Consider the following 12832-nt stretch of genomic DNA (forward strand, 5'->3'; position numbering starts at 1 on the left):
CTATGCATGATCAAAAAGACAATCACGCGAATAACGAAGCGCTTGAACCCATCAATGCGGCCGCTCCTCAGAGCGGCGTTGATGCATTTGAGCTGAGCGCGGAAGAACGTGATGCGATCGAGCACGAAAAGCACCATTACGAGGATCCACGCGCCGCCTCCATCGAAGCACTGAAAATTGTGCAGAAGCAGCGCGGCTGGGTTCCGGACGGTGCGATTTATGCCATCGCGGAAGTGCTGGGCATTCCTGCCAGCGACGTAGAAGGCGTGGCCACGTTCTACAGCCAGATTTTCCGTCAGCCAGTAGGACGTCACGTGATCCGTTATTGTGACAGCGTTGTTTGTCACATCACCGGTTACCAGGGCATTCAGGCCGCCATCGAGAAGAAGCTGAGCATCAAACCGGGTCAAACCACCTTTGATGGTCGCTTCACTCTGCTGCCAACCTGCTGCCTGGGCAACTGCGATAAAGGGCCGACCATGATGATTGATGAGGACACTCACAGTCAGCTGAAGCCTGAAGATATCGAGACGCTACTGGAGCAGTATCAATGATTAAAGACATTGTACGCACTCCCGAAATGCACCCGCTGACCTGGCGACTGCGTGATGACAAACAGCCGGTCTGGCTGGATGAATACCGCAGCAAAAACGGCTATGCGGGTGCCGAAAAGGCCATTAAAGGCCTGGCTCCGGACGAGATCGTCAACCTGGTGAAAGACGCCGGATTGAAAGGTCGCGGCGGCGCAGGTTTCTCCACCGGTTTGAAGTGGAGCCTGATGCCGAAAGACGAATCCATGAACATCCGTTACCTGCTGTGTAACGCCGATGAAATGGAGCCGGGCACCTACAAAGACCGCTTGCTGATGGAGCAGATGCCGCACCTGTTGGTGGAAGGCATGCTGATCTCGGCTTTCGCGCTGAAGGCTTACCGCGGCTATATCTTCCTGCGCGGTGAGTACATCGAAGCGGCGGTGCATTTGCGCCGTGCGATTGCCGAAGCTACCGAAGCCGGCTATCTGGGCAAGAACATCATGGGCAGCGGTTTCGACTTCGAGCTGATTGTTCATACCGGTGCTGGTCGCTACATCTGCGGCGAAGAAACCGCGCTGATTAACTCGCTGGAAGGCCGCCGTGCCAACCCGCGCTCCAAGCCACCATTCCCGGCTTCCTCCGGCGTGTGGGGCAAACCGACCTGCGTTAACAACGTAGAAACCCTGTGTAACGTTCCGGCCATTCTGGCGAACGGTATCGACTGGTACAAGGGGATCTCCGCCGGCAAGAGTAACGACGCCGGGACCAAACTGATGGGCTTCTCCGGCCGGGTGAAAAACCCTGGCGTTTGGGAGCTGCCGTTTGGTACCACCGCACGTGAAATTCTGGAAGATTACGCCGGTGGCATGCGTGACGGCTTGCGTTTCAAAGCCTGGCAGCCAGGTGGCGCAGGGACCGACTTCCTGACTGCCGATCACCTCGATCTGCCAATGGACTTCGAGAACATCGGCAAAGCCGGCAGCCGTCTTGGCACCGCGCTGGCGATGGCGGTGGACCACGAAATCGGCATGGTTCCGTTGGTGCGCAACCTGGAAGAGTTCTTCGCTCGCGAGTCCTGCGGTTGGTGTACGCCATGCCGTGACGGCCTGCCGTGGAGCGTGAAGATCCTGCGCGCGTTGGAAAATGGTCAAGGGCAGCCGGGGGATATCGAAACCCTCGAGCAGCTGTGCCGTTCCCTCGGCCCGGGCAAAACCTTCTGCGCCCACGCGCCAGGTGCCGTAGAGCCACTGCAAAGCGCAATTAAATATTTCCGTGAAGAGTTCGAAGCGGGCATCGCCGTGAAGCATTTCAGTAACGCGCATGCGATTGGCGGCATTCAGCCGAACAACCTGCTGAAGCAACGCTGGTAAGCCGACTCGCCCCGACGACACGGCCAGAATTTTTGATTAACGCCTGCCGCAAGGCAGGCCACTTGGAAGCATGCTGACTATGGCTACGATTCATGTAGACGGCAAAGAATACGACGTAGATGGAGCTGACAACCTGTTGCAGGCTTGTCTCTCTCTCGGCCTCGATATTCCTTACTTTTGCTGGCATCCGGCGCTGGGAAGCGTCGGCGCTTGCCGCCAATGTGCGGTAAAGCAATACCAAAACGCGGAAGATACGCGTGGCCGTTTGGTGATGTCTTGTATGACACCGGCATCCGATGGAACCTTTATTTCCATCGACGATACCGAAGCCAAACAGTTCCGCGAAAGCGTGGTTGAGTGGTTGATGACCAACCACCCGCACGACTGTCCGGTATGTGAAGAAGGCGGTAACTGTCACCTGCAGGATATGACAGTAATGACCGGCCACAGCTTCCGTAAATACCGCTTCAGTAAGCGTACCCACAACAACCAGGAACTGGGGCCGTTTATCTCGCATGAGATGAACCGCTGCATCGCCTGCTACCGTTGTGTGCGTTACTACAAGGATTATGCGGACGGCACCGACTTCGGTGTGTACGGCGCGCACGATAACGTCTACTTCGGTCGCGTTGAGAGCGGCACGCTGGAAAGCGAGTTCTCCGGCAACCTGGTAGAAGTGTGCCCGACCGGCGTATTCACCGACAAAACCCACTCCGAGCGTTATAACCGTAAGTGGGACATGCAGTTTGCGCCAAGCATTTGCCAGCAGTGCAGCATCGGCTGTAACACCAGCCCGGGCGAGCGCTATGGTGAATTGCGTCGCATTGAAAACCGCTATAACGGCAGCGTGAACCACTACTTCCTGTGCGACCGCGGCCGCTTCGGTTATGGCTACGTGAACCAGAAAGATCGTCCACGTCAGCCACAGCAGCTGCGCGGCAACGACTGGATCACCCTGAACGCCGAACAGGCTATGCAGGGCGCGGCGGACATCCTGCGTCAGGCGAAGAAAACCATCGGTATCGGCTCACCCCGCGCCAGTCTGGAAAGCAACTTCGCACTGCGTGAACTGGTCGGTGCCGAGAATTTCTACACCGGTATCTCGCAGGCGGAACAGGGTCGTCTGAACCTGATGCTGAACGTGCTGCAAAACAGCGGCGTTCACACGCCTGCGCTGCGCGAAATCGAAGGCTACGACGCGGTATTGGTGTTGGGTGAAGATCTGACCCAGACCGGCGCACGTATTGCTTTGTCTGTACGTCAGGCGGTGAAGGGCAAGGCCCGCGCCATGGCGGCGGCCCAGCGCGTTGCCGACTGGCAGATTGCCGCGATACAAAACATTGGTCAGCATGCCAAATACCCGCTGTTCGTCACTAACGTGGATAACACCCGTCTGGACGACATCGCCGCATGGAACTACCGTGCGCCGGTGGATGAGCAGGCACGTCTCGGCTTCGCTGTCGCTCATGCGTTGGACAACGCGGCGCCGGCGGTCAACGACTTGGCTGAAGGCCTGAACAAGAAAGTCGATATCATCGTGCAGGCGCTGACCGACGCACGTAAACCGCTGATCGTCACCGGCAGCAACGCCGGCAGTGAAGCCATCATCGCAGCGGCGGCCAACATCGCCAAAGCGCTGAAGGATCGCGGCTCTGATGTGGGCATCACCTTCGTGGCCAGTGCGGCCAACAGCATCGGTTTGTCGATGATTGGCGGTGGTTCGCTCGATCAGGCGCTGACTCAGCTGGAAAACGGCGAAGCAGACACCGCTATCGTGATGGAAAACGATCTCTACCGGCATGCGCAGGCGGCAAAAGTTGACGCCGCGTTGGCCAAAGTCAGCAACCTGATCGTGGTTGATCATCAGCGCACCGCGATCATGGATCGGGCCAACCTGATCCTGTCGGCGGCCAGCTTTGCGGAAAGCGACGGTACCCTGGTCAACCAGGAGGGTCGCGCACAGCGTTTCTTCCAGGTTTACGATCCGGCCTACTACGACGACGCGAAAAAAGACGTTTACACCGTAATGCTGGAAAGCTGGCGTTGGATGCACTCGCTGCATTCCACCTACACCAGCCGTCACGTGGACTGGACGCAGCTCGATCACGTTATCGAAGCTTGTGTTACCGCGTTGCCGCAGTTGCAGGGCATTGTGGACGCCGCACCGGACGCAAGTTTCCGCATTCGCGGTCAAAAACTGGCACGTTCGCCACATCGCTCCAGTGGCCGTACGGCAATGCGCGCCAACATCAGCGTGCATGAACCGCGTCAGCCGCAGGATAAAGACACCATGTTCGCCTTCTCGATGGAAGGGAACAACAGCCCGCTGGCCGATCGTCAGCAGATCCCATTCGCCTGGGCACCAGGTTGGAACTCACCGCAGGCATGGAACAAGTTCCAGGCCGAAGTGGGCGGCAAGCTGCGTCATGGCGATCCGGGCGTGCGTCTGATCGAAGCAGGGGAGGGCAAGCTGGATTACTTCACGCAGGTGCCTGCCGCCTTCGGTCATGAGCAAGGCTGGCGTGTCGCGCCTTATTACCACCTGTTCGGCAGTGATGAAATGTCACAGCGTTCCGGCGTGATCCAGCAGCGTATGCCTGAGGCCTACGTGATGGTGAACCCGGCGGATGCCGCTACGCTTGGCGTCAATGCCGGCGCGCTGGTGGAGTTCAGCTGTGCGGGCCAGACGCTGCGTCTGCCGGTGCGCCTGAGTGAAACTCTTACCCAGGGCCAGGTGGGATTACCGCTAGGCTTGCCAGGGATCCCGCCGGTATTGGTGGGTGCGACGGTTGAAAATCTGCGGGAGGCAACACGATGAGCTGGTTTACCCCTGAGGTGATCGACATTCTGATCTCCGTGCTTAAAGCGGTAGTGATCCTGCTGGTCGTAGTCACCTGCGGTGCTTTCATGAGCTTCGGCGAACGTCGCCTGCTCGGCCTGTTCCAGAACCGTTACGGGCCAAACCGTGTCGGCTGGGGCGGTTCGCTGCAGCTGGTCGCCGACATGATCAAAATGTTCTTCAAGGAAGACTGGGTCCCGAAATTCTCCGACCGGGTGATCTTCACCCTGGCGCCGATGATCGCCTTTACTTCCCTGTTGCTGGCCTTTGCCATCGTCCCGGTCAGCCCGACCTGGGCGGTGTCCGACCTCAACATCGGTATTTTGTTCTTCCTGATGATGGCCGGCCTGGCGGTATACGCCGTGCTGTTCGCCGGCTGGTCGAGCAACAACAAATACTCGCTGTTGGGGGCGATGCGTGCTTCTGCGCAAACCCTGAGCTACGAAGTGTTCATCGGCCTGTCGCTGATGGGCGTGGTGGCGCAGGCGGACTCCTTCAACATGCAGACCATTGTTGAATCTCAGGCGCATCTGTGGAACGTCATCCCGCAATTCTTCGGTTTCGTGACCTTTGCGATTGCCGGCGTTGCGGTGTGTCACCGTCACCCGTTTGACCAACCGGAAGCCGAGCAGGAACTGGCTGACGGTTACCACATTGAATACTCCGGCATGAAATTCGGTCTGTTCTTCGTGGGTGAGTACATCGGTATCGTCACCGTTTCTGCCCTGATTGTGACGTTGTTCTTCGGTGGCTGGCAGGGTCCATTCCTGCCGCCATTTATCTGGTTCGCGCTGAAAACGGCTTTCTTCATGATGATGTTCATTCTGATTCGTGCCGCTCTGCCACGTCCGCGCTATGACCAGGTAATGGCCTTCGGCTGGAAAGTGTGTCTGCCGCTGACGCTGCTGAACCTGCTGGCGACCGCCGCAGTTATTTTGTACAACGCTCAATAAGGGGTGAATAAACCATGACATTGAAAGAGTTATTGGTTGGTTTCGGCACCCAGGTGCGCAGCATTTGGATGATAGGCCTGCACGCCTTCGCCAAGCGCGAAACCCAGATGTATCCGGAAGAGCCGGTTTACCTGCCGCCGCGTTACCGTGGCCGTATCGTGCTGACGCGCGATCCGGACGGTGAAGAACGTTGCGTAGCCTGTAACCTGTGTGCGGTCGCCTGCCCGGTGGGCTGTATCTCGCTGCAAAAAGCAGAACAGAAAGATGGCCGTTGGTACCCGGAGTTCTTCCGCATCAACTTCTCGCGCTGCATTTTCTGCGGCCTGTGCGAAGAAGCTTGCCCAACTACCGCGATCCAGCTGACGCCGGATTTCGAAATGGGTGAGTTCAAACGCCAGGACCTGGTGTACGAAAAAGAAGATCTGTTGATCTCGGGGCCGGGTAAATATCCGGAATATAACTTCTACCGGATGGCCGGTATGGCGATTGACGGCAAAGCCAAGGGCGAAGCCGAAAACGAAGCCAAACCGATCGACGTCAAAGGTCTGTTGCCTTAAGGAGCCAGCAAGCATGGAAATTGCCTTTTATCTGGCAGGTTTGATTGCGGTGATCGCGACTATTCGCGTGATCTCGCATACCAACCCTGTGCATGCGTTGCTGTATCTGATCGTCTCGCTGTTGGCGATCTCTGCAGTCTTCTTCTCACTCGGCGCGTACTTCGCTGCGGCGTTGGAGATCATCGTTTACGCCGGTGCCATCATGGTGCTGTTCGTGTTCGTGGTCATGATGCTGAACCTCGGCAGCGCGGTGCAAAAGCAAGAGCGCGACTGGCTGAAGCCGTCGGTATGGATTGGCCCAGGCCTGCTGTCGCTGCTGCTGCTGGCGGTGCTGATTTTCGCGATTCGCAGCGTGTCCGATCAGGGCATCAGTGGTGAGATGGTAGACGCCAAAGCCGTGGGGATCAGCCTGTTCGGTCCTTACGTGTTGGCGGTTGAGCTGGCTTCAATGCTGCTGTTGGCAGGTCTGGTTGTTGCCTTCCACATTGGCCGTGAGCACAAACCGGGTGAGGTGTTGAGCAACGCCCCGGTCGGTGGCGAAATGGCGAGAAGAAAATCGGAGGAGCAAGCATGATCCCTCTTCAACATGGCCTGATCCTGGCGGCGATCCTGTTCGTCCTGGGTCTGACCGGGTTGCTGGTTCGTCGTAATCTGCTGTTTATGCTGATCAGTCTGGAAGTGATGATCAACGCCGCAGCATTGGCGTTTATCGTGGCGGGTAGTTACTGGGGCCAACCGGATGGGCAGGTGATGTACATCCTGGCGATCAGTTTGGCGGCAGCCGAGGCCAGTATCGGTCTGGCGTTGCTGCTGCAGCTCTACCGTCGCCGTCATACCCTGAATATTGATACTGTCAGTGAGATGCGCGGATGAACCTATTATATTTAACTATTCTGCTACCGCTGATCGGGTTCCTGCTGTTGGCCTTTTCCCGAGGCCGCTGGTCTGAGAACGTCTCGGCAACCATTGGCGTAGGCTCTATTGGCCTGGCTGCGTTGGTCACGGTGCATGTGGCGATGGACTTCTTCGCCCAGAAAGCGACCGGCGTGCAGCTGTTTGAGCAAAGCCTGTGGAACTGGATGACCGTCGGCAACTTCAATATCGGCGTGACTCTGACGCTGGACGGCCTGTCGTTGACCATGTTGTCCGTGGTCACCGGCGTGGGCTTCTTCATCCACATGTTCGCGTCCTGGTACATGCGCGGTGAAGAGGGCTACTCGCGCTTCTTCGCTTACACCAACCTGTTTATCGCCAGCATGGTGGTATTGGTACTGGCAGACAACCTGTTGCTGATGTACCTGGGCTGGGAAGGCGTGGGCCTGTGCAGCTACCTGCTGATCGGCTTCTACTACAAGGATCCGGCCAACGGTGCGGCGGCGATGAAAGCCTTCATCGTGACCCGCGTCGGCGACGTGTTCCTGGCGTTCGCGCTGTTCATCCTCTACAACGAGCTGGGCACGCTGAACATCCGCGAACTGATGATCCTGGCACCGCAAAAACTGGCGGTCGGCGATACGGCGATCACCTGGGCTACCCTGATGTTGCTGGGCGGCGCGGTCGGTAAATCAGCGCAGCTGCCGTTGCAGACCTGGCTGGCAGACGCCATGGCAGGTCCAACCCCGGTTTCCGCACTGATCCACGCGGCGACCATGGTGACCGCGGGCGTTTACCTGATTGCCCGTACGCACGGCCTGTTCCTGATGGCGCCGGAAGTGTTGCATCTGGTGGGTATTATCGGGGCAGTGACCCTGGTGCTGGCCGGCTTTGCCGCGCTGGTGCAGACTGACATCAAACGCGTACTTGCCTACTCCACCATGAGCCAGATTGGCTACATGTTCCTGGCGTTGGGCGTGCAGGCGTGGGATGCGGCGATCTTCCACCTGATGACCCATGCGTTCTTCAAGGCGCTGCTGTTCCTCTCCTCCGGTTCGGTGATCCTGGCCTGCCATCACGAGCAGAACATCTTCAAGATGGGCGGCCTGCGCAAGAGCATTCCACTGGTTTACGTCTGCTTCCTGGTGGGGGGCGCTGCGCTGTCGGCACTGCCGTTGATCACCGCAGGCTTCTTCAGTAAGGATGAGATCCTGGCGGGTGCAATGGCCAACGGTCACATCAACCTGATGATTGCCGGCCTGGTCGGTGCGTTCATGACCTCGCTGTATACCTTCCGTATGATTTTCATCGTGTTCCATGGCGAAGAGAAAATCAAAGCGCATGCCGGTAAAGGCATCACTCACCACCTGCCGCTGTTGGTTCTGCTGGTGCTGTCCACCTTCGTTGGCGCGATGATTGTTCCGCCACTGCAGGGCGTACTGCCAGATACTACCGAGCTGGCGCACGGTAGCGTGCTGCAGCTGGAGATCACCTCCGGCGTAGTGGCTATTGTCGGCATCCTGTTAGCGGCGGCGCTGTGGCTGGGCAAACGTACCCTGGTTACCCGCATCGCCAATAGCGCACCGGGACGTTTCTTCTCGACCTGGTGGTTCCATGCCTGGGGCTTCGACTGGCTGTACGACAAAGTGTTCGTCAAGCCGTACCTGGGCATTGCGAAGTTGCTGCAACGTGATCCGCTGAACTCGATGATGAACCTGCCGGCCATTTTCTCCCGCTGGGGGAACCGTGGTCTGACGGTGAGCGAGAACGGTCAGGTGCGTTGGTATATAGCGTCTATGGGTGTGGGTGCAGTGGTCGTATTGGCTCTGTTGATTTTGGTTTAATTGAATAATTTAAACAGACGCATTTTTCGGGCGTAGCGCCCTGCAGGGCAGGCGCTACGTACAAAGTTTGAAATTATTCGTATAAGGGACACAAAACGCCATGCTATTACCTTGGCTAATTCTTATCCCCTTTATTGGCGGTCTGCTGTGCTGGCAGTTTGAGCGCTTCGGTACTAAGGTGCCGCGCTGGATTGCGTTGATCGCAATGGGGCTGACATTGGCGCTTTCTCTGCATCTGTGGATGCAGGGCGGCTACACGTTGACTACGCCGAAAGGCATTCCACAGTGGCAGTCTGAATTCCTGCTGCCGTGGATCCCACGCTTTGGCATTTCCATCCACCTGGCGCTGGACGGCCTTTCACTGCTGATGGTGGTGCTGACCGGCCTGCTGGGCGTGTTGGCGATCCTCTGTTCCTGGCGTGAAATCCAGAAATACCAGGGCTTCTTCCACCTGAACCTGCTGTGGATCCTGGGTGGGGTGATCGGCGTGTTCCTCGCCATCGACATGTTCCTGTTCTTCTTCTTCTGGGAAATGATGTTGGTGCCGATGTACTTCCTGATTGCGCTCTGGGGTCACAAGGCGTCGGACGGGAAAACTCGCATCACTGCGGCCACCAAGTTCTTCATCTATACCCAGGCCAGCGGTCTGGTGATGCTGATTGCCATTTTGGGCCTGGTGTTCGTGCACTACAACGCGACCGGCGTGTGGACCTTCGATTACGAAGACCTGCTGCAAACGCCAATGTCACACAACGTGCAATACCTGTTGATGCTGGGCTTCTTCATCGCCTTCGCGGTGAAAATGCCGGTAGTGCCGCTGCACGGCTGGTTGCCGGATGCGCACAGCCAGGCACCGACCGCAGGTTCTGTCGACCTGGCGGGGATCTTGCTGAAGACCGCGGCCTACGGCCTGTTGCGTTTCAGCCTGCCGCTGTTCCCGGAAGCCTCGCATGAGTTCGCGCCAATCGCCATGTGGCTGGGTGTTATCGGTATCTTCTACGGCGCCTGGATGGCGTTTGCGCAGACCGACATCAAGCGTCTGATCGCTTACACCTCGGTTTCCCATATGGGCTTCGTGCTGATCGCCATCTACACCGGCAGCCAACTGGCTTACCAGGGTGCAGTGATCCAGATGATTGCACACGGCCTGTCTGCGGCCGGTATGTTCATCATCTGTGGCCAGTTGTACGAACGTCTGCATACTCGCGACATGCGTGAAATGGGCGGCCTGTGGGGGCGTATCAAATACATCCCTGCGCTGTCGCTGTTCTTCGCGGTGGCTACGCTGGGGATGCCGGGTACCGGTAACTTCGTCGGTGAATTCATGATCCTGTTCGGCAGCTATCAGGTTGTGCCGGTGATCACCGTGATTTCTACCTTCGGTCTGGTGTTTGCTTCGGTTTACTCGTTGATCATGATGCAGCGTGCCTACTACGGCAAAGCCAAGTCTGACCAACCTTTGCCGGGCATGACCGCGCGTGAGCTGTTCATCATTCTGCTGTTGGTGGTGTTGCTGGTTCTGTTGGGGGTCTACCCACAACCGATTCTGGACACTTCTAATGCGGCGATGAGCAACGTGCAACACTGGTTTGGTTCGTCAGTTTCAGCAATTTCAACAACAAGGCCGTAATTCGCCATGACAATAACTCCTCAACAACTGATCGCACTGTTGCCGCTGTTGATCGTCGGATTGACGGTGGTGGTTGTGATGCTAGGCATTGCGTGGCGACGCGACCACTTTATCAACGCCACCCTGACCGTGATCGGTCTAAACCTGGCGCTGCTTTCGCTGTACTTTGTCGGCCAGGCAGGCCCAATGGACGTCACCCCGCTGCTGCGGGTTGACGGCTACTCGATGTTCTATACCGGGCTGGTGATACTGGCGAGTCTGGCGACCTGTACCTTTGCCTATCCGTGGCTGGTCGGTTACCCGGACAACCGCGAAGAGTTCTACCTGCTGGTGCTGATTGCTACCCTGGGTGGCATTCTGCTGGCGAGCGCCAACCACTTGGCCTCGCTGTTCCTCGGTATTGAACTGATCTCGCTGCCGCTGTTTGGCTTGGTGGGCTATGCCTACCGCCAGAAGCGTCCGCTGGAAGCGGCCATCAAGTACATGCTGCTGTCCGCAGCGGCTTCGTCCTTCCTGCTGTTCGGTATGGCGCTGCTGTATGCGGAGTCCGGTGACCTGTCGCTGGCCGGCCTGGGCAAGAGCCTGCAAGAAAACATGATGCACCAGCCGCTGATCCTGGCCGGTATGGGCATGATGATTGTCGGTCTGGGCTTCAAGCTGTCGCTGGTGCCGTTCCAACTGTGGACGCCGGATGTGTATCAGGGGGCGCCTGCGCCGGTTTCAACCTTCCTGGCCACCGCCAGCAAGATTGCTATCTTCGCGGTCGTTATGCGTCTGTTCCTGTATGCACCTGCTGCCGACAACGAAGCGCTGCGCATGGTGCTGTCGATCATTGCCGTCTGTTCGATTCTGTTCGGCAACCTGATGGCCATCAGCCAGACCAACATCAAGCGCCTGCTGGGTTACTCGTCGATTGCCCACCTGGGTTATCTGCTGGTGGCGCTGATTGCGGTGCAAACCCATCAGCTGTCGCTGGAAACCGCCGGGGTTTACCTGGCCGGTTACCTGTTCAGCAGCCTGGGCGCGTTTGGTGTGGTCAGCCTGATGTCCAGCCCGTACCGTGGTCCGGATGCAGATTCACTGTTCTCTTACCGTGGTCTGTTCTGGCATAAGCCCATCCTGTCTGCCGTCATGACGGTGATGATGCTGTCACTGGCCGGTATTCCGATGACCCTGGGCTTTATCGGTAAGTTCTTCGTGATCGCAATGGGCGTCAGCGCTCACCTGTGGTGGTTGACCGGTGCAGTGGTGCTGGGTAGCGCCATTGGTTTGTACTACTACCTGCGCGTCACCGTCAGCCTGTTCCTCAGCGCGCCGGAAGCGCTGCAGCGCGATACCCCAAACAACTGGGCGTTGACCGCAGGCGGCGTAGTGGTGCTGATCTCCGCTGCGTTGGTACTGTTGCTGGGTGTTTATCCGCAGCCGCTGATTACGCTGGTGCAGATGGCACAACCGATGTTCTGATGGGCATCAGAGCAGTAAAAAAGGTCGCTTCGGCGACCTTTTTTTATGGCGAGGGGAACAGATTAAAGCGTCATTTGCACCGGGTTACAACGGTATAACTCCGCCAGTTTTTCCCGGGTTCTTTTTTGCGGTTTAGAGTCGATGGCTTCCCACTGCGAAACGGCAGATTGGGTGGTACCCAGTCTTGTCGCCACATCGAACTGCGAGAAGCCGCGGAAAATTCGCCATGCGGCTATCAGGCTGATGTTCTGATCCAACATGATAGAGACCACTTCATGAGGAACAGTTTCATCGTCGTGCGCATCGCTATGATAGGGAACAGACTCATAGTCATCTTGCCGGCCTACCAGCTTTTTATATTCATCGACAGGCAATACCACGTACAGCGGTTTACCTGATTCATCATGGATATATTGTAACTTCGCCATCTGGCATACCTCGGATTATAAATTTCAGCTCAACGCGATTCAGTAAGTTGTCGACGTTCTACGCTTCACTTGTTGGATCAGACAGACAACCGGTTCACCATCACTTATTTCAAAAATAATGCGATAGCTGCCGACGCGCAGGCGAAATTGGCTGTCAGCGCCATGCAATTTTTTGATATCCAGCCTGATGGCCGGAAACGCGCTTAACAGCCCGACCTTGTCTTTAATGGCTGAGCGATCCTGAGTAGGTAGCGTCATCAATTGTTTAACGGCTTTGCGCGACCAGTTAACCTTTGCCATCATTCCCTCGACTGTGGGGGCACGTCCTGTGCGTTAATTAG

The 12832-nt window shown here is 57.2% G+C and carries 12 protein-coding genes; 10 read left to right on the forward strand and 2 right to left on the reverse strand.

Features of this window, described 5'->3' with window-relative positions; translation table 11 throughout:
• The first annotated feature begins 2 nt into the window (after positions 1-2).
• The 10 genes from nuoE (at position 3) to nuoN (ending at position 12063) form a co-directional block, all read left to right on the forward strand.
• Positions 3-554: an NADH-quinone oxidoreductase subunit NuoE gene (nuoE, locus tag H5P17_RS15680; RefSeq protein WP_104410952.1), complete on the forward strand. Its 552-nt coding sequence runs from the start codon at positions 3-5 to the stop codon at positions 552-554.
• Positions 551-1903, forward strand: a complete 1353-nt coding sequence (gene nuoF, locus H5P17_RS15685) for an NADH-quinone oxidoreductase subunit NuoF (protein ID WP_020827846.1) — start codon at positions 551-553, stop codon at positions 1901-1903. The genes nuoE and nuoF overlap by 4 nt, the downstream gene beginning before the upstream one ends.
• 79 nt (positions 1904-1982) lie before the next feature.
• A complete protein-coding gene (gene nuoG / locus H5P17_RS15690; RefSeq protein WP_182823889.1) occupies positions 1983-4721 on the forward strand; it encodes an NADH-quinone oxidoreductase subunit NuoG in 2739 nt (912 codons plus the stop codon).
• Positions 4718-5695 (forward strand): NADH-quinone oxidoreductase subunit NuoH, encoded by a 978-nt coding sequence (nuoH, locus tag H5P17_RS15695; RefSeq protein WP_020827844.1) that lies wholly within the window; start codon positions 4718-4720, stop codon positions 5693-5695. Before nuoG ends, nuoH begins: the two co-directional genes overlap by 4 nt.
• A gap of 14 nt (positions 5696-5709) precedes the next feature.
• Complete coding sequence (gene nuoI / locus H5P17_RS15700; protein ID WP_004947256.1) at positions 5710-6252, forward strand: NADH-quinone oxidoreductase subunit NuoI; 543 nt, start codon at positions 5710-5712, stop codon at positions 6250-6252.
• A gap of 13 nt (positions 6253-6265) precedes the next feature.
• Entirely contained in the window at positions 6266-6826 is a 561-nt protein-coding gene (nuoJ, locus tag H5P17_RS15705; RefSeq protein WP_020827843.1) for an NADH-quinone oxidoreductase subunit J, read from the forward strand.
• Positions 6823-7125, forward strand: a complete 303-nt coding sequence (nuoK, locus tag H5P17_RS15710; protein WP_012146014.1) for an NADH-quinone oxidoreductase subunit NuoK — start codon at positions 6823-6825, stop codon at positions 7123-7125. The genes nuoJ and nuoK overlap by 4 nt, the downstream gene beginning before the upstream one ends.
• Positions 7122-8969, forward strand: a complete 1848-nt coding sequence (gene nuoL / locus H5P17_RS15715; protein WP_020827842.1) for an NADH-quinone oxidoreductase subunit L — start codon at positions 7122-7124, stop codon at positions 8967-8969. The genes nuoK and nuoL overlap by 4 nt, the downstream gene beginning before the upstream one ends.
• A gap of 100 nt (positions 8970-9069) precedes the next feature.
• Complete coding sequence (gene nuoM / locus H5P17_RS15720; RefSeq protein WP_044552634.1) at positions 9070-10599, forward strand: NADH-quinone oxidoreductase subunit M; 1530 nt, start codon at positions 9070-9072, stop codon at positions 10597-10599.
• Positions 10600-10605: 6 nt separating this feature from the next.
• Positions 10606-12063 (forward strand): NADH-quinone oxidoreductase subunit NuoN, encoded by a 1458-nt coding sequence (gene nuoN / locus H5P17_RS15725; protein ID WP_044552632.1) that lies wholly within the window; start codon positions 10606-10608, stop codon positions 12061-12063.
• Between the two features lie 62 nt (positions 12064-12125).
• Here nuoN and H5P17_RS15730 read toward each other — a convergent pair whose 3' ends face one another.
• Positions 12126-12491 (reverse strand): helix-turn-helix domain-containing protein, encoded by a 366-nt coding sequence (locus tag H5P17_RS15730; RefSeq protein ID WP_044552630.1) that lies wholly within the window; start codon positions 12489-12491, stop codon positions 12126-12128.
• Between the two features lie 39 nt (positions 12492-12530).
• Complete coding sequence (locus H5P17_RS15735; protein ID WP_182823891.1) at positions 12531-12791, reverse strand: type II toxin-antitoxin system RelE/ParE family toxin; 261 nt, start codon at positions 12789-12791, stop codon at positions 12531-12533.
• Positions 12792-12832: the final 41 nt, after the last annotated feature.

It is taken from the genome of Serratia sp. OS31 (assembly GCF_014164835.1).
In the GTDB taxonomy this organism is placed as follows: Bacteria; Pseudomonadota; Gammaproteobacteria; order Enterobacterales; family Enterobacteriaceae; genus Serratia; species Serratia liquefaciens_A.